13 protein-coding genes are annotated in these 17093 nt (G+C 44.9%); 6 read left to right on the top strand and 7 right to left on the bottom strand.

What is annotated here, in order from left to right:
- The first annotated feature begins 1330 nt into the window (after positions 1-1330).
- From AB6E54_RS20070 to nspC, 3 genes are all read left to right on the top strand, one after another.
- On the top strand, positions 1331-4270 hold the full coding sequence (locus AB6E54_RS20070) for a pyridoxal phosphate-dependent class III aminotransferase (RefSeq protein ID WP_017063549.1): 2940 nt from the start codon (positions 1331-1333) through the stop codon (positions 4268-4270).
- An 8-nt stretch (positions 4271-4278) separates the two neighbouring features.
- Positions 4279-5532, top strand: a complete 1254-nt coding sequence (locus AB6E54_RS20065; RefSeq protein ID WP_372104683.1) for a carboxynorspermidine synthase — start codon at positions 4279-4281, stop codon at positions 5530-5532.
- A gap of 199 nt (positions 5533-5731) precedes the next feature.
- Positions 5732-6871 carry a carboxynorspermidine decarboxylase gene (gene nspC / locus AB6E54_RS20060; protein WP_017063550.1) on the top strand — a complete coding sequence of 380 codons (1140 nt, stop codon included), beginning with the start codon at positions 5732-5734 and terminating at the stop codon, positions 6869-6871.
- A gap of 73 nt (positions 6872-6944) precedes the next feature.
- Here nspC and AB6E54_RS20055 read toward each other — a convergent pair whose 3' ends face one another.
- A complete protein-coding gene (locus tag AB6E54_RS20055) occupies positions 6945-7457 on the bottom strand; it encodes a glycine cleavage system protein R (RefSeq protein ID WP_017061000.1) in 513 nt (170 codons plus the stop codon).
- 267 nt (positions 7458-7724) lie between these two features.
- Positions 7725-8633: a DUF3943 domain-containing protein gene (locus tag AB6E54_RS20050; RefSeq protein ID WP_017069173.1), complete on the bottom strand. Its 909-nt coding sequence runs from the start codon at positions 8631-8633 to the stop codon at positions 7725-7727.
- A 210-nt stretch (positions 8634-8843) separates the two neighbouring features.
- Between AB6E54_RS20050 and AB6E54_RS20045 the strand changes: the two genes are divergently transcribed.
- Positions 8844-10082, top strand: coding sequence for a CinA family nicotinamide mononucleotide deamidase-related protein (locus AB6E54_RS20045; RefSeq protein ID WP_065585167.1), 1239 nt, complete (start codon positions 8844-8846; stop codon positions 10080-10082).
- Between the two features lie 174 nt (positions 10083-10256).
- Here AB6E54_RS20045 and AB6E54_RS20040 read toward each other — a convergent pair whose 3' ends face one another.
- The 3 genes from AB6E54_RS20040 to AB6E54_RS20030 are packed head-to-tail and all read right to left on the bottom strand — an operon-like array spanning position 10257 to position 14174.
- Entirely contained in the window at positions 10257-11102 is an 846-nt protein-coding gene (locus AB6E54_RS20040; RefSeq protein WP_017060997.1) for a DmsC/YnfH family molybdoenzyme membrane anchor subunit, read from the bottom strand.
- A gap of 1 nt (position 11103) precedes the next feature.
- Positions 11104-11724: a DMSO/selenate family reductase complex B subunit gene (locus AB6E54_RS20035; protein WP_004733360.1), complete on the bottom strand. Its 621-nt coding sequence runs from the start codon at positions 11722-11724 to the stop codon at positions 11104-11106.
- An 11-nt stretch (positions 11725-11735) separates the two neighbouring features.
- Positions 11736-14174, bottom strand: a complete 2439-nt coding sequence (locus AB6E54_RS20030) for a DmsA/YnfE/YnfF family dimethyl sulfoxide reductase (RefSeq protein ID WP_372106108.1) — start codon at positions 14172-14174, stop codon at positions 11736-11738.
- A gap of 198 nt (positions 14175-14372) precedes the next feature.
- Between AB6E54_RS20030 and AB6E54_RS20025 the strand changes: the two genes are divergently transcribed.
- Both AB6E54_RS20025 and napF read left to right on the top strand, forming a co-directional pair.
- Entirely contained in the window at positions 14373-14939 is a 567-nt protein-coding gene (locus AB6E54_RS20025) for a molecular chaperone TorD family protein (RefSeq protein WP_372106110.1), read from the top strand.
- Positions 14939-15454: a ferredoxin-type protein NapF gene (napF, locus tag AB6E54_RS20020; RefSeq protein ID WP_372106112.1), complete on the top strand. Its 516-nt coding sequence runs from the start codon at positions 14939-14941 to the stop codon at positions 15452-15454. The genes AB6E54_RS20025 and napF overlap by 1 nt, the downstream gene beginning before the upstream one ends.
- A 172-nt stretch (positions 15455-15626) precedes the next feature.
- On the opposite strand, the gene yfaE is transcribed toward napF, so the two are convergent.
- Both yfaE and nrdB read right to left on the bottom strand, forming a co-directional pair.
- Entirely contained in the window at positions 15627-15905 is a 279-nt protein-coding gene (gene yfaE, locus AB6E54_RS20015) for a class I ribonucleotide reductase maintenance protein YfaE (RefSeq protein ID WP_010438115.1), read from the bottom strand.
- Positions 15905-17038: a class Ia ribonucleoside-diphosphate reductase subunit beta gene (nrdB, locus tag AB6E54_RS20010; protein WP_004733365.1), complete on the bottom strand. Its 1134-nt coding sequence runs from the start codon at positions 17036-17038 to the stop codon at positions 15905-15907. Before nrdB ends, yfaE begins: the two co-directional genes overlap by 1 nt.
- Positions 17039-17093 lie beyond the last annotated feature (55 nt).

Here is a 17093-nt window from a genome sequence, read left to right as displayed (position 1 = left end):
GCAACCTTGCCAAGGTTGAGGTCATCGGTTCGAACCCGATGTATCGCTCCAAATTAAGAAGCCCGAACAGAAATGTTCGGGCGTTTTGGTTTCTGACGTTTAGCTTTTACGTTTAAGAACTCTTCTTGTTCGAATCCGCACTCAACATTCATTTCTATCTCTGTTTCAAATTTTGCAATCAAGTTAGTTTTTAAAAGCGAGATTCCCTATGAACTCGTTCCTCGTGCTAGGGAATGACGGAAAGACGGTATGACCTCAAAGTCTCTCTAGTAACGTTTATAAATCCACGTCGTCATCCTCGGGCGTGAGGAACGAGCGAACCGGGGAGCTCTTGCCGCTTGCTGATTAACTTCAGTTTAATCTATTGCATCAGATAGTTTCTGAATAAAACAATACATCGACATGTTGTAAGGGACTCCCAATGAACTCATTCTTCAGGCTAAGGAATGACGGAAAGGCGCCACAGCCTCAAAGCCATCACTAACACCGCCTGTACACCCACGTCGTCATCCTCGGGTGTGAGGAACGAATGAACCGGGGATCTCTTGCCGCTTGCTGATTAACTTCAGTTTAATCTATTGCATCAGATAGTTTCTTGAATAAAGCAATACAATGACATGTTGTAAGGGGTTCTCTATGAATTCATACCTCGCTCTAGGGAGTGACGCCATGACCTAAAAGCTTCTCTAGCAACGTTTATAACCCCACGTCGTCATCCTCGGGTATGAGGAACGAATGAACCGGGGATCTCTTTCCCAAACGATAGTGTGACGATATTTACAGCAATTGCTTAGCCACCGCTGCTATTTATCAAGCTATTACTAAAAACTATTGATCGTTCATTTCACTTTATGTTACTTTCCCGCGCAATCTCGGAATGAAAATGTTCAAGAAGAGCAACGATTGCTTCTGGGGGATACGCGTAGTGACCATTCTTGCTGATTGGGACATTACGTAGGGTAGGTATTGGCTAGTCCTTTAGCTGATAGACGGGATACTTATGGCGCAGTTCGTCATGTTAATGGGAAACCCAACATTGAACACACTAATTACAACATTGCTAATCAGCTCTGCATTTCCAAAGGGACCAGCTCCTCATAGCTGCCCGATCCTGCAAAAATGTCCAATTCTTCAAAACAGTAGCATTACTGAACCTTGAGCTCACGCTAACAATTTATCGCTGTCTTAAGACGGCTTAATTTCGTATTCGTCATTTGACTTATGCGAGCGTACAGCTATATCTCATTTCTAGACAATACGTGTACTTCACTATGAACTCTCTCCAAATTTAACGAGAGTTGGTGGGTAATTGCGTCTGATGGAGGTGAGTATGAACACATTCAAGGGGACTTTTATGACTACCGCCTTTGAAGTCGATATCAATACTATCGCAAATTCATTTTCAACTATGGTTCCTATCTTAGAGGGAACGTACGACCTAACACCTGACGCTATTTTGCTAGAGCAAGAACAGCATGAGTCGGATGTTCGCTCTTACCCAAGACGCCTGCCTATTGCTATTAAACGAGCATGTGGCGCTTTAGTTGAAGATACTCGTGGCCAACTCTTTCTCGATTGCTTAGCCGGTGCAGGTACACTTTCTCTGGGTTACAACCACCCTGAGATCAACCAAGCACTTAAAGACCAACTCGATTCTGGTTTGCCATACCAAACACTTGATATCACGACTCAAGCAAAAGAGACGTTTATCAAGCGAGTTAAAGCTTTTCTTCCTCAAGACTTTTCAAATAACTCGGTTCTTCAATTCTGTGGCCCATCTGGCGCTGACGCTGTGGAAGCGGCGATCAAGCTCGCCAAGCAAACCACAGGTCGCAACACCATGTTTGCTTTCCGTGGTGCTTACCATGGTATGACGAACGGCACCATGGGTATGATGGGTAACCTCGGCACTAAAGAGCGTCGTAGCGGCTTGATGTCTGATGTGCACTTCATGCCTTTCCCATACAACCTACGCTGCCCGTTTGGTATTGGTGGTGAAGCGGGTGCTAACGCGAGCATTCGTTACATCGAACGTATGTTGAATGATGACGAGTCTGGCATCATGAAACCGGCGGCGATGATCGTTGAGCCTGTGCAAGGTGAGGGCGGTGTGATTCCTGCTCCAGCATCTTGGTTACAAGGCCTACGTCGCATCTGTGATGAGCACGGCATCCTACTGATTTTTGATGAGATTCAGTGTGGTGTGGGCAAAACTGGCCATCGATTTGCGTTTGAAGAGTCTGGTGTTAATCCAGATATCTTATGTTTATCTAAAGCGATTGGTGGCGGACTGCCTATGTCGCTGCTTGTGTTCGATAAGAGCATTGATACATGGAAAGCGGGTGAGCACACCGGTACATTCCGTGGTAACCAATTAGCAATGGTCTCTGGCGCTAAGGCGTTGGAGATCATCGAACGAGATGGCTTAGTTGAGCACGCGAACATCGCAGGCCAATATTTACGTCACGGGCTTGAGAAGATTCAATCACGCGTTAGCTGTATTGCTGAAGTTCGTGGTAAAGGCCTGATGCTCGGTGCTGAGATCAAACAACCAAATGGTGAGCTTAACAAGTTTGGCGAACCACAATCAGACGGCGAACTAACCCTAGCGATTCAACGAGCAGCGTTAGAGCGTGGCTTGATGGTTGAAAAGGGTGGTCGTGATGGCTCGGTAATTCGTTTCCTTCCGCCAATGATTATCTCTTTTGAGCAGATTGACTTTGCACTCCGCGTAATGGAAGAAGCGATCATCGCAGCTGGTGGTGGCTTACAACAAGACCCAACTTCAAGCGAACAAGCAAACCAAGAATGGAACAAGCATTTCATCCATACAGGTTTAGGCGGTAGCGACGAATTTGCTAACGTGATGAACCAAACCACTCAAGCGATGAAAGCGGTTTTTGAACAGGTTGAAACCCCTTATTCGGGTTTAGATCCAAAAGTGCTAGAAGCAGCTATCAATGCTGTCGACCTTGATAACAATCAACACGCTTTGGTTGATGTTGTAGATAGTACTGCAGACCTTGTCGCTGCAAACTCCATCTTCGTGCAACACCCAGATTGCATTGCACACCTTCACACTCCTCCTCTTATGGCTTCGGTAGCAGCGGAATCGATTATCGCGGCATTGAATCAATCAATGGATTCATGGGACCAAGCATCGGCTGCGACTTATGTTGAGCAGCGCGTTGTGGATTGGATGTGTGACAAATACCAACTTGGCGCACAAGCTGACGGTGTTTTCACTAGCGGAGGCACGCAAAGTAACCTAATGGGTTTATTGCTTGCGAGAGACTGGGTTGCGGATAAGCACAATGGTCATTCTATCCAAAAGCTTGGCTTACCAGAATACGCGAGCAAGCTGCGTATCTTATGTTCAAAGAAATCTCACTTCACGGTTCAAAAGTCAGCCTCTCTACTAGGGCTAGGCGAAGCGGCAGTGTGCTGTGTTGATACCAATGCAAACGGCACTATCAAGCCTGACTTGCTAGACGCAGAAGTGAAAGCACTGAAAGCACAAGGTCTGATTCCTTTTGCTGTGATTGGTACTGCGGGCACAACCGATCATGGTGCTATCGATGACCTTGATGCGATTGCAGAAATCGCAAGTCAGCAAGATCTTTGGTTCCATGTCGACAGTGCATACGGTGGCGCGCTTATCTTGAGTAGCCACAAGGCTCGCTTACAAGGCATCGAAAAAGCGGACTCTGTGAGTGTCGATTTCCACAAATTGTTCTATCAAACAATCAGCTGCGGCGCGGTATTGTTGAAAGACAAAGCGAACTTTAAGTACCTTCTACATCACGCAGATTACCTAAACCGCGAACACGATGAACTGCCAAATCTAGTCGATAAGTCTATTGCGACCACCAAGCGTTTCGATGCATTGAAAGTCTTCATGACGATGCAAAGCGTTGGACCAAAGCAGTTGGGTGATATGTACGACCATCTTCTTGAGCAAACGCTAGAAGTGGCAGACCTGATTCAAAACCAAGCTGACTTAGAGCTACTCGCAGAGCCGTCACTATCAACAGTGCTGTTCCGATCTAAGCCGTCAGCAAACGGCGAGCTAGATTTAGACAAATTGAATCAAACGCTAAGACTGGAAGCGCTGACTCGTGGTGTTGCAGTACTCGGTGAAACGGTCGTGGATGGTAAGAGTGCGCTTAAATTCACTATCTTGAATCCGTGCCTAAAGACATCAGATTTCAAATCTCTAATTAACAAAATTCAAACTCTAGCCACTGAGCTAGCAGAACAACAAGGGTAATTAATACTATGGCTATTCTACAAATTGGTGCAGGCGGCGTTGGTTGGGTTGTTGCACACAAAGCAGCACAAAATAACGAAGTACTGGGTGATATCACAATCGCTTCTCGCACAATCGCGAAGTGTGAAAAAATCATCGAATCTATCAAGGGCAAAAACAACCTTAAAGATTCAACTAAGAAACTAGAAGCACGTTCAGTAGACGCTGATGATGTTGATGCGCTTGTTGCTTTGATTAAAGAAGTTCAGCCGGATCTAGTGATCAACGCTGGTCCTCCTTGGGTAAACATGGCAATCATGGAAGCATGTTACCAATCTAAAGTTTCTTATTTAGATACATCGGTAGCGGTTGACCTATGTTCTGAAGGCCAACAAGTACCACAAGCTTACGATTGGCAGTGGGGCTACCGTGAGAAGTTCGCTGAAGCAGGCATCACAGGTATTCTTGGTGCTGGTTTCGATCCAGGTGTGGTATCAATCTTTGCTGCATACGCGGTTAAGCACTTGTTCGATGAGATTGACTCAATTGATGTAATGGATGTGAATGCTGGTGACCACGGCAAGAAGTTTGCGACAAACTTTGACCCAGAAACCAACATGCTTGAGATCCAAGGCGATTCTTTCTACTGGGAAAATGAAGAGTGGAAACAAGTACCTTGTCACTCTCGTATGCTTGAGTTTGAATTCCCGAACTGTGGTTCTCACAAAGTTTACTCAATGGCGCACGATGAAGTTCGTTCAATGAAAGAGTTCATCCCAGCTAAGCGTATCGAATTTTGGATGGGCTTTGGTGATGCATACTTGAACTACTTCAACTGCATGCGTGATATCGGTCTTCTTAGCCCAGATCCGCTAACACTGCACGATGGTACTGTGGTTCAGCCTCTGCATGTTCTTAAAGCACTACTACCGGATCCAACATCTCTAGCTCCGGGTTACACTGGTTTAACGTGTATCGGTACTTGGGTTCAAGGTAAGAAAGATGGTAAAGAGCGTAGCGTATTCATCTACAATAACGCAGACCACGAAGTGGCTTACGAAGACGTAGAGCACCAAGCGATCTCTTACACAACTGGTGTTCCAGCGATTACCGCTGCACTTCAGTTCTTCCGTGGCGAATGGGCTGATAAAGGCGTGTTCAACATGGAACAGCTAAATCCAGATCCGTTCCTAGCAACTATGCCGGAAATTGGTCTAGATTGGCATGTTCAAGAGCTTGAAGCAGGCCAAGGTCTTCCAGTGATTCATGAGCAGAAAAAATAAGAACTGATTTCTTGTTTTGATTGCTAATTAAAGGGGACATGGATTGTTCCCTTTTCGATGATGATAGCCTTGAAGCTTTGGTATCATTTATTTTGATTTTGTAACTCACTGCGCTCGGACAGGACAAAATCAAAATAAATCACACCAAAATTGTTAATTTACCTTTCCATCTATAGATGCTGCTTGAGTGTTTACAAAAATGACGTTTAAGAAAGAAGAACTAAAAACCCCATATTTCATGATCAACGAAGACAAGTTGATTGCGAACTTAGAAAAAGCCAAGCAACTGAAAGAGATTTCAGGTGTGAAATTGGTACTTGCGCTTAAGTGCTTCTCGACTTGGGGCGTGTTTGACATCATCAAACCGTACCTAGACGGTACTACTAGTTCTGGCCCTTATGAAGTGAAATTAGGTCACGAAACTTTTGGCGGTGAAACTCATGCTTACAGTGTGGGCTACAGTGAAGATGACGTGAGAGAGGTTGCTGACATCTGCGACAAGATGATCTTCAACTCTCAAAGCCAACTTGCTGCTTACCGTCATATTGTTGAAGGTAAAGCTTCACTGGGTTTACGTTTAAATCCGGGCGTGAGCTACGCAGGGCAAGACTTGGCGAATCCAGCACGTCAATTCTCGCGTTTGGGCGTGCAAGCTGACCACATCAAACCAGAAATTTTCGATGAGATTAATGGTGTGATGTTCCACATGAACTGTGAGAACAAAGACGTCGATGCGTTTATCGGCCTGCTTGATTCAATCTCAGAACAGTTTGGTGAGCACTTAGATAAGTTGGACTGGGTGAGCATGGGCGGAGGTGTGTTCTTCACATGGCCTGGCTATGACATCGAAAAACTCGGTCTTGCGCTGAAAGCCTTCTCTGAAAAGCACGGTGTGCAGATGTATCTTGAGCCGGGTGAAGCGATCATCACTAAAACAACCGACCTAGTTGTGACAGTGGTCGATATTGTTGAGAACGTGAAGAAAACAGCGATTGTGGATTCAGCGACTGAGGCGCACCGCCTTGACACGCTTATCTACAACGAGCCCGCATCAGTATTGGAAGCATCAGAAACAGGCAGCCATGACTACGTGATTGGTTCGTGTTCATGTCTTGCGGGCGATCAGTTCTGCGAAGCGAGCTTTGATGAGCCACTTAAGATTGGTCAAAAGCTGCATCTGTTAGACAGCGCGGGTTACACAATGGTGAAATTGAACTGGTTCAATGGCCTTAAAATGCCTTCAATCTACTGTGAACGTAGCAGTGGTGAAGTTCAGAAGCTAAATGAATTCGGCTATGAAGACTTCAAACGCTCATTATCACAATGGTCAGTTAAGTAACTGAATCACAAGTTCAGAGCAATACAAAGAGCAGCTAATGAGCTGCTCTTTTTTGTTCTTTAATTTTGTTTATTTAGCTTTCAATCATCACACGAGTATCTTCACTGAGCGTTTCGAGTTCATTAACTACGTCGTCGATCTGTACTTCGATTGGCAGCTTAACGGCGATTTTTGATGTGAATAGACTTGAGCTAACACCGCCGCCACCAGCGATAAAGACGCGGTGACAATCCATATCGAGAATACTGATTCCTTGTCTATCCAATACATGAGTCACTTCGTTGACGATACCTGCTCGGTCGTTAGAGTCGAGTCTCAAGTGATGGACCGTGTCTTGAACATTGTGTGTATGATCGGAATCGACAAACTGCACGATGAGATCTGGATTGGCGCTGAACGCTTCTTTTACAATCGATTCGTTGATGGCTGGAAGTTGAACCTTTAGTACGCCTGCGACTTGGTCTTCAATAAAGTTCACTTTACTGATGAGCCATTTGCCGTCGTTTTCGTGAGTAACCGCAGCAAGCTGTTTGATTGTTGCTGGTGATGCTTTTCCGATAAAGTTTACGATAAATGTACTGTTCATATCAGCCCCCAAGGTTTCAATTATTCTTTGCTAATTAAATGTTTGATATCACGCGATAAAGTTCTTTAATTTCAGTGTAGAAGGTTACATCGAACAATGTTTGACCTAGGTCAATTTTTGAAACTAAGCTTCGATGCAAAAAAAGAGAATGAAGAGTAGGGCACAAAAAAAGCGGCTAGAGAGCCGCTTTTTAGAAGAGTTGTCACTGTGATTGATGATTCAGTAACTTATATTCAATAACTTATATTGAGTAGTACTAGAGACGAATTAGAACGTTACTTTGAAGTTCATACCAACAAACTGAGAGTCGTATGGTGCGCCAGCATCGTAAGCAAAACGTGCAGCGTCTTGGTTATCCCACCAAGGGTTAGTATTCAGGTTAACTTCTGCATCACCGCCCCATGCGTCACTTACCCAGTAGTGAATGTGTCCAACAGGGTTAAGGAAGAATAGCGACACATCACCCATGGTTTGAGAGCCCATCACTTCGCCACCTGAAGCAATGATATCCTGCTCTGCTTCTAGCATCATTTCACCGACAACCGCACCGAAGAAAGGTGTGATGAAGAGATCTTGCCATGAAGGTACTTCTGCAAACGCTTCTACGCCGTATTCCCAGAAGAACGTCGACATAGTCCAAGAGTATAAGAATGACTCAAACTCGTCGTAACCTGCGTGTCGAGCTGCGGTGTAGTAAACACCACCGAAATATGGGTGCATTACGTAGTTTAGGAAGTGTTCGTCACGGTCCCATGTTGGACCAGCAGAAACGTTATCTTTCCACTTTTTACCTAATGAGCTGATATCACGTTGGTCATCATCCCACTTAGTAATACTTTCAGGGAGCAGAGTCATTAGACCCACTGTCGCGACACTCAAGCCAAGAATGGTGTAGGTTTGACCCATTAGGTAATCCCAATCTTTCTCCTGACTCACCAACATGTGTTTTGGTTGTTGGATTGAGAAGTCGTACTCATCACTCGATTCGCTCAGTGCGTAATTGGTACTAGGCTTGTAGGTGTACAAGTTGTCATTAAAACAGTAATCTTGAGCACATTCATCCGAGTAAGAAAGGTTGATTGGCTGGTCGAAGTCGTATTGGCTTGCAACCGAGTTAACTGACATTAGCATTGAAAATGCGGCAGTAACCTTTGCTAGTAACGGTGATTTGGCCACAAGGGTCTCCATGAGAAAGTTTGGAATTGATCAGGGTCACAATTATCTATTAAATGCCTGATTTAGGGAACTAATAATTTATAGCTTTTCCTAAGAAAACCTTAGGTTTAACATTATTAATATTAATGAAAAGGCGAATTGCTCCAAATTCAACCATAGACCAGTTTGTAAATAATGCAGTGTCTTTTTATGACAACAAGGGATAGAAATATGACGAAAATCGCAATGTTAAGCACAGGTGAAGAAGTTCTTCATGGAGACATTGTAGATACAAACGCAGCTTGGATGTCTGCTGAGTTTTATCAGCATGGTTTTGCGCTTGCTAAGCGCTCAACTGTGGGTGATCAAATGAATGCTCTTGTTGAAGAATTGCTGATGCTGAGCTTTAACTATGATGTGGTTATCGTTAATGGTGGTTTAGGCCCGACAACCGATGATATGAGTGCTGCCGCCGCTGCAGCTGCTTCCGAGCAGAAACTCGTCATGTTCCCTGAATGGCTTGCTCGTATGGAAGAGATGTTCTCTGGACGTGGCATGCCAATGCCAGACAGCAACCTTAAACAAGCTTTGTTACCTGCGAGTTCAGAGATTGTCGATAACCCTGTGGGGACGGCTTGTGGCTTCAAACTGAAAATTAACGATGCGACTTTCTATTTCACGCCGGGTGTACCAAGTGAATTCAAGCGCATGGTGACGTTTGAGATTCTTCCTGACTTGTCGTGTACCTACCCTCAAGTGGTTGCCTCTGAATGCAGTCGACTGTTTACGTTTGGTTTGTCTGAGTCCGGTATCTCTGATGTTTTGGATCAACTAAAGCTGCCAGAAGGTTATGAACTTGGTTATCGCTCTTATCTGCCGTTCATTGAGGTCAAACTGTTTGGTCCTAAGGCAGACTTAGAAACTCGCGTTAAGCTTCTGCAGATGGTTTACAAGCTGCTAGAGAGTAATGTCGTTAGTGTTGATGAGCCGATGATTGACCATATTGGACACATCATGGCGGAAAAAAAGAAGACGTTATCTGTGTCTGAAGTGTCGACCAAAGGTTCACTGTCAGCGTGGCTGCAATTGAATGAGCAGATAGAAGATTGCTTCGGACACTCATGGGTGATGGCTGAGCCAAAAGAGAGCGAACTTGAAAAGAGCGATCCATTAGCCGCGACCTTTGCGCTGGCTGGAGCAACAAGAGATAAGTGCGGAACTGAATTGGCTTTGGTGACTGGTAAGCTGGAAGGCAACACATTCAGCGTTGCATTGTCGACTGAAGCAGGCGAGTGGGGGCAGGTACTTGAGTTTTATCGTCAGTACTCGCGTGAAGACCAACGCAACGTGATTAAGACCGTTGCCACCGATATGCTGAGAAGGCATTTAGATAACAAACCGATGTTTGGTACTTATTCTTCGGTTAAGCGATTAAAAGACATGTTTATTCCAGCGGCTATCATTAAGTAGCTATGTAAGCTAACGATGTAAGCGAACTCGCTAAGTCTGTATTAAAAACGCTAGAAAAAACGAAATAAAAAGGCCCAACATCTAAATAGGTGTTGGGCCTTTTGTTTATCTAGCCTTCTAGATAACCAAACAAGCAGCGATGTTTACACGCAACTCATGTCTGTAAGAACTCGATTACAAACCGCTTGTCATATGTAGGCTGTAGAACAAACCACGGCCGATTAACTCTGAAGCCAAGAACAATACTAGTGCTAAGCCAAGGTTAACTGGGTTCACTTTTGCTTTGTTCAGCATAGGTAGAATCCAAATCAACAAGCTTGCCATTAGCAGTGCCACTTGAAGAATCACATAGCTACCTAAACCATCGACTAACTCAGACGCTTTTGCCGCTGAAGTTTGGATGTCTCCGATTAGGTTCAGTTTTCCTACTGTCACAAGCAAGCTGATAGCAACAGCGATAACAGCCAACATGGTGATGTTACGGTCAACCGTAAAGCGGCTGTCGTTTGCGAATACAATCACGAACTGAGATAACAGCAAGCCACCCACAACCATCGTCATGATGAAGCTCAGTGGTGTGTAGATGTTGTCCCACGTCGGTACTGTGTTGATCATGTATACGTTGATCATCGCGTACATGAAGATAACACCCAGTACCATCGCGCCAACCATCAGTGCTTTCTGGATAGCAACGCCACCTTTCTTGACTACCGACAGTAACCATTGCAGGCCACCGACAGCGAAGAATGCCGCACCGAAGAACACTTCGTTAGACAACCAAGCCGAACCTAGCTGATTAAAAGCGTTAAACGCGCGCAGTGGAGAGCCAAGGTGCGTTGTCGAGAACATGAAGCCAAGACCCATCAGTACCCATAGGATAAACATTGGAACCTTGTAGCTGTTCAGCTTCTCTTCGTCATGACCAAGTACCAGTGCACGTGCGCCAATCAGTAAGTAACCACCAACCGCAGTTTGCGCCAGCACCGTAAAGAAGATTAAAGACCACTCATGAAAAATCATCTTACACCTCCTTCGGGTTTGCTAGGTGACCGCTGGTATCGCCAGTCGGCTTCGCGTTTTTGTTCAGCTTAATCACGATGTTTGGTAGCGTTTCTGTTGAAGATGGCAGTGGAGCCACATCCGCACCAGAGCCGTACTTCTCGCGAAGTGTATTGATTTCACCAAACTCCAATGCACGAAGTGGGCAAGACTCAACACAGATAGGCTGTTTGCCTTCAGAAACACGTTGGTAACAACCATCGCATTTCGTCATATGACCTTTCTTAGCATTGTATTGTGGTGCGCCGTAAGGACACGCATTGCTACAGTGCTGACAACCAATACATACGCTCTCATCAACCACAACCAAACCGTCTTCATCACGTTTGTGCATTGCGCCCGAAGGACACACTTTCACACACGCTGGGTTAGTACAGTGGTTACAAGCGATAGATAGGTAGTAAGAAAAGACATCTTTCTGAACCCAGGTATCACCATCTTGAGTGAAGCCACCACCGGCATATTCGTATACGCGACGGTAGTTCGTTTTGATGTCTAGATCGTTATAATCTTTACAAGCAAGCTGACAGGTTTTACAACCCGTGCATTTACTTGAATCAATGTAAAAGCCGTATTGTTTCATTCCAACCTACCTTATGCTTTCTTTAGCGCTTTGATTTGAACTAGGTTTGTATGCTGAGGGTTACCCTTAGCAAGTGGGCTCGGGCGCTGAGTCGTCAGCACGTTGATAGAGCCTGCATGGTCGATCTTCTGACCATCTGGTGCGTACCATGCACCTTCGCCTAGTGCGACAACTCGAGGAAGAATCCTAGGTGTCACTTTCGCTGGAATATGTACTTCGCCACGGTCGTTGAAAATACTCACCATGTCGCCGCTATCAATACCACGTTCTTTTGCATCGATTGGGTTGATCCACAACTCTTGCGGTGCTGCTGCTTTGATTTCTGCAACGTTGCCGTAAGTCGAGTGAGTACGAGCCTTGTAGTGGAAACCGGTTAGCTGAAGTGGGTACTTCTCTGCTAGTGGGTCGTTATGACCTTCGAAAGAGTCCGCGTAAATCGGAAGTGGGTGAATCACTTCGTCTTCTTTCAGCTTCCAAGTCTTCGCGATATCAGCCAGTTGCTCTGAGTAGATCTCAATCTTGCCACTTGGTGTAGTCAGTGGGTTCGCTTCAGGATCTTTGCGGAAGTCTTCGTAAGCGATGTAGTGGTGGTCGTAGCTACGTTTGTAGATACCCAGCTCTTTCATCTCTTCGAAGGTTGGCAGTGTTGGATCGTTCTTACGAGTTTCTGCGTAAAGGTGCTCAATCCATTGCTCTTGAGTACGGCCTTCGGTGAACTCTTTTTCTACGCCCATGCGTTTTGCAAGCTGAGTACACATCTCGTAGATAGATTTCGCTTCAAACTGAGGCTCAATCGCTTTCTGCGCGTAGATGAAGTAAGGCATGTTCGCCGCTTTACCGTCCATACACCAGTCGTCTTGCTCAGACGTTGTTAAGTCTGGAAGGATGATATCGGCGTATTTCGCTGAAGAAGTCATATGGTTATCAACCACGACAATCATTTCACACGCACTTTCATCTTGAAGAATCGCGTGAGTCTTGTTGATGTCTGAGTGTTGGTTGATGATGCAGTTACCTGCGTAGTTCCAGATCATTTTGATTGGGTTCTTAAGGCGCTCTGCACCGCGAACACCATCAGTGATGTCGGTCATTTCATGGTGACGGTAAATCGCGTCTGTCCACATGAACATTGAAATAGACGTTTCAACTGGGTTTGGCACAGTAGGGAAGCGCACAAACGGAATGTTGATGTCACTTTCACGAGCACCTGTTGAACCGCCTGATACACCCACAGAACCGGTGAGTAGCGACAGCATTGCGATTGCACGACAAGCTAGCTCACCGTTCGCAGTACGTTGTAACCCCCAACCTTGGTGGATAGCACACGGTTTTGCTGTGCCCATCTCACGACCAAGCTTCACGATAGTATCAACTGGAATACCCGTGATCTTAGAAGCCCACTCTGGTGTTTTCTCTACGCCATCTTCACCTAAACCTAGGATGTAAGATTTGTAGTCGCTGTTTTTAGGCGCTGATGCAGGCAGAGTTTTCTCGTCGTAACCTACGCAGTATTTGTCTAGGAACGGTTGGTCGACAAGGTCTTCCGTGATCATCACGTGTGCAAGGCCGGCAACCAACGCAGCATCGGTAGAAGGACGAATTGGGATCCATTGATCTTCACGACCACCGGCAGTATCGGTGTAGCGAGGGTCGATGATGATCGTTCTTGCGTTCGATTTGTTTTTGCTCTCTACGTAGTGGTGGATCAGACCGCCACCAGACATACGTGTCTCAGCAGGGTTGTTACCAAACTGAATGTTAAGTTTAGTGTTCTCTAAATCAGAGAAAGAGTTGTTGTTTGCCCAACCGCCGTAGGTGTAGCTCAAGCCTTTCGTGATTTGCGCTGTTGAGTAGTCACCGTAATGGTTTAAGTAACCACCACTTAGGTTCATTAGGCGAGCAATCAGCGTTTGAGCTGGTGGCCAAGATTTAGTTACTGTACCGCCCAGCGTACCTGTACCGTAGTTTAGGTAGATAGTGTCGTTACCGTAGTCTTTGATAAGGCGTTGCATGGTGCCAGCGAGTTCATCGTAAGCCTCTTCCCAGCTAATACGTTTGAATTTACCTTCACCACGTTTACCCACACGTTTCATTGGGTATTTCAGGCGATCTGGGTTGTAAACACGGCGGCGCATCGAGCGACCACGTAGACACGCACGAACTTGGTGATGACCGTATTCGTCAGTACCTGTGTTGTCGGTTTCTACGTATTTGATTTCACCGTTTTGTACATGCATACGCAGTGGGCAGCGAGAGCCACAGTTTACTGTACATGCACTCCATACGATTTTCTCATCCACATTCTCAGCAACCGCAGCCGCTACTGGTTTGGATTTGAAAGGTAAAGCGATACCGCCCGCAAGTGCGGCTGCACTACCTACTGCAGAAGAAGCTTTCATGAAGCCTCTTCGAGTAAGATTCATTACCCCAGATTCTTTCTTATTCGTCATTCTAAGATGCCTTTTGCTATTGATGGCTAGCACTTTATAGGTAGTTTGTTTTTTATGTTTTTATTTCGGATTGTTGATTGATTGGCATCAAATAAGAGCGAAATTTAAATCTTATGAATCGAATGTATAAAATAGATCAAAGAATTAAATCGTCTTATTTATATAATTATCTTTAAACCTATAACGGTATAAATAATAATGATTATCGATACGCATAAATTATTGGGTTCGCTATTTTATCAAGCGACAAGTAAAGAACAGTTAATCACCATTGTCGAAGCTTTGGTTGAGAGCGAAGTGCTCTCGGAAGAATGCTTGCAGGCATTGATAAGTGAAGACGAAGATGCGCTCTCAGCAGAGTTCAGCCGTCTGTTTGAAGGCGTTGGAGACATGCCAGCTCCGCCTTGGGGTTCTGTGTACCTAGATAAAGACCGCGTTGTGTTCGGCGCTTCTACTGTAGAGTATCGTCAGTTTTTAGAATTGAATCAGATTGAATTAGATACGGGGTTAAGAGAGCCGGAAGATCAATTTGGTTTAATGTTATTCGCTCATGCGTATTTGTTAGAAAATAACAATTTAAATTCAGCTGGTGAATTGCTCGAAGGTCACTTATTAACTTGGTCCTCTGTTTATTTAGAAAAACTAAATAAAGCATCAGATCTATCTTTTTATAAAAAGCTATCGGTTGATGTAATAGATTGGTTTAAGTACTTAACATCTGAATATAATTTAAACGTTACTACTAAAAAGTTATATATCGACTAATGTCTGAACAAATAAATTCAAATAGACGCGGTTTCTTAACTCGACTTTCTAAACCGGTTAAAGCAGCCGCGAATTATGAAGAGATATCACAGCGCTTGCATGCAAGACCGCCAAGAGCGGTCGATGAGGTGCTGTTTGAGCGTCTTTGCGACGGTTGTGGACTGTGTGAGCAAGCGTGCCCGAATAGCGTTATTGAGATGCTAGAGGGCAGTGCGCTACTGAATTTGGATTACAACAGTTGTTCTATGTGTAACAAATGCACTGAAGTGTGTCCGACTGGCGCACTTCATCCAACGGTCACACCTTATATCGACCTCAAGCCGAGCTTTGCGGATAGCTGCAATAATTACATGCAAATGGACTGTTCAGCATGCCAAACGGCGTGTTCAGCTGGTGCAATACACATCGAAGTAGGAGAGTTGCCTAAAGTGGACAAAGATAAGTGTAACGGCTGTGGAGAGTGCCGAAGCGCTTGTTATATTGGCTCTGTGACTCTTAACCTGACTCAGCAATAAACGTTTGGCTTTGTATGACACAAGCCAACAGGAAGATTTGGTTGAGTGATAGACGAGTCGCTTTAGATACCTAAAGACATAAATAGAAAAGGGTCCGCATTCCTAAAGGAAGCGGACCCTTTTTTGATTCTTATTGACGATATTCGAACAAAGTGACCTAAAGCCAGCTGGCTTATGCGCGTTTTTGCTTGTTTCTATGAATAACGTTACTCAGCGATAGCTCAGTCTTTGCTTTACAGATACAAGGCAATATCTCATTACCTTGCGTGTAAGCCATAGCAAAACCAACGTACTCGACCTCACCAGAATCCAACGTGCAGCGGCAAGCGCCACAGTGACCATCTCGGCAGTTGTATTCTGGCTCTAACCCAGCTTGTTCCATTGTTTCCAACAGAGTGTTTGAAGGGTTAGATTCAATTGAAGTCAGTTTGTTGATTTTGATTGTTGGCATTACAGCTCGAATCCTTCAAAGTCGTCAGCTTTTACTTCGTTGTCGATCTGACCAACTAGGTAAGAACTGATTTCAGCTTCTTGTGGAGCAACTTGTACGTTATCTGAAGATAACCATGCGTTGATCCATGGGATTGGGTTCGACGTTGCTTCTGGGTAAGCAGTACCTAAACCAACCGCTTGCATACGGATGTTAGTGATGTACTCAACGTATTGGCAAAGAATGTCTTTGTTCAGACCAATCATAGAGCCATCTTTGAATAGGTATTCTGCCCACTCTTTTTCTTGCTCTGCTGCTTCTTTGAATAGGTCGAAACACTCTTGCTTACACTCTTCAGCGATTTGCATGAATTCGAAGTCATCTTGGCCATTACGCAGTAAGTTAATCATGTGCTGTGTACCAGTAAGGTGAAGAGCTTCATCACGAGCGATTAGCTTGATGATCTTCGCGTTACCTTCCATTAGCTCACGTTCAGCGAATGCGAATGAACATGCAAAACTCACGTAGAAACGAATCGCTTCTAGTGCGTTTACAGACATTAGACATACGTAAAGCTTCTTCTTCAGGTCGTGAAGTGAAATCTTAACGTCTTCGCCGTTAATGTTGTGGTTGCCTTCGCCGTAGCGGTGGTAGTCAGCCGTCAGCTTGATTAAATCATCGTAGTAAAACGCGATGTCTTTCGCACGCTTCAGGATCTCTTCGTTTTCAACGATGTCGTCGAATACTACACCTGGATCATTGACGATGTTACGGATGATATGTGTGTAAGAACGAGAGTGAATCGTTTCAGAGAAAGACCAAGTCTCAATCCAAGTTTCAACTTCTGGTAGAGATACCAGTGGAAGTAGGGCAACGTTAGGGCTGCGGCCTTGGATAGAATCTAGAAGCGTTTGGTACTTCAAGTTAGAGATGAAAATGTGCTTTTCATGCTCAGGAAGCTTGTTGTAGTCGATACGGTCGCTAGATACGTCTACTTCTTCTGGACGCCAGAAGAAAGAAAGCTGCTTCTCGATCAACTTTTCGAAGATTTCGAATTTTTGTTGGTCGTAACGTGCAACGTTTACCGACTGACCCAAGAACATTGGTTCTTTTAGTTGGTCATTTTTTTGCTGAGAAAAAGTACTGTAAGCCATAAATGCCTCAAATCCTTTAAAGACCCGTAATAAAACGGGCCCTGTTAATGCTTTA

It is taken from the genome of Vibrio sp. 10N.247.311.49 (assembly GCF_041467655.1).
GTDB lineage: Bacteria > Pseudomonadota > Gammaproteobacteria > Enterobacterales > Vibrionaceae > Vibrio > Vibrio crassostreae_C.
This window is presented reverse-complemented; position numbering and strand designations above follow the sequence as displayed.

Coding starts and splice junctions, on each gene's coding strand:
- AB6E54_RS20070 (WP_017063549.1), top strand. CDS start 1,331: ATGAACACATTCAAGGGGACTTTTATGACTACCGCCTTTGAAGTCGAT.
- AB6E54_RS20065 (WP_372104683.1), top strand. CDS start 4,279: ATGGCTATTCTACAAATTGGTGCAGGCGGCGTTGGTTGGGTTGTTGCA.
- nspC (WP_017063550.1), top strand. CDS start 5,732: ATGACGTTTAAGAAAGAAGAACTAAAAACCCCATATTTCATGATCAAC.
- AB6E54_RS20055 (WP_017061000.1), bottom strand. CDS start 7,457: ATGAACAGTACATTTATCGTAAACTTTATCGGAAAAGCATCACCAGCA.
- AB6E54_RS20045 (WP_065585167.1), top strand. CDS start 8,844: ATGACGAAAATCGCAATGTTAAGCACAGGTGAAGAAGTTCTTCATGGA.
- AB6E54_RS20040 (WP_017060997.1), bottom strand. CDS start 11,102: ATGATTTTTCATGAGTGGTCTTTAATCTTCTTTACGGTGCTGGCGCAA.
- AB6E54_RS20035 (WP_004733360.1), bottom strand. CDS start 11,724: ATGAAACAATACGGCTTTTACATTGATTCAAGTAAATGCACGGGTTGT.
- AB6E54_RS20030 (WP_372106108.1), bottom strand. CDS start 14,174: ATGACGAATAAGAAAGAATCTGGGGTAATGAATCTTACTCGAAGAGGC.
- AB6E54_RS20025 (WP_372106110.1), top strand. CDS start 14,373: ATGATTATCGATACGCATAAATTATTGGGTTCGCTATTTTATCAAGCG.
- napF (WP_372106112.1), top strand. CDS start 14,939: ATGTCTGAACAAATAAATTCAAATAGACGCGGTTTCTTAACTCGACTT.
- yfaE (WP_010438115.1), bottom strand. CDS start 15,905: ATGCCAACAATCAAAATCAACAAACTGACTTCAATTGAATCTAACCCT.
- nrdB (WP_004733365.1), bottom strand. CDS start 17,038: ATGGCTTACAGTACTTTTTCTCAGCAAAAAAATGACCAACTAAAAGAA.